Origin of the sequence: Lysinibacillus sp. GbtcB16, assembly GCF_019091145.1 — a bacterium.
GTDB lineage: Bacteria > Bacillota > Bacilli > Bacillales_A > Planococcaceae > Lysinibacillus > Lysinibacillus fusiformis.
Map to the genome: position 1 here is coordinate 1 of NZ_JAGXJV010000826.1, position 239 is coordinate 239.

Here is a 239-nt window from a genome sequence, read left to right on the forward strand (position 1 = left end):
TGGAAGAGCAGCTCATACGTCCCTGGCCTGAAGGATTCCCCGCTTAGCATCGGTCCCGACAAACGGCCGTCAGCATTGGTTCGCTCTGTACGAAGCAGTTCCGTATGGCCGTCCTCCAGCCGGTACAAATCTATGCGCACATTCTTGGCCGGCCGTCCTTGGCTAATGTCTAGAACATGTGTAGTCAGTTCAACACTCATAGGCTCTCCAGGTCGCGTTTTGTCATGGAAAAGCCTTGG

At 54.4% G+C, this 239-nt stretch carries 1 protein-coding gene; it reads right to left on the bottom strand.

The features are described from left to right. On the bottom strand, nt 1–200 hold a 200-nt coding region (locus KVT27_RS27445; protein ID WP_217582315.1), incomplete at its 3' end, for a hydroxyisourate hydrolase. Nucleotides 201–239 lie beyond the last annotated feature (39 nt).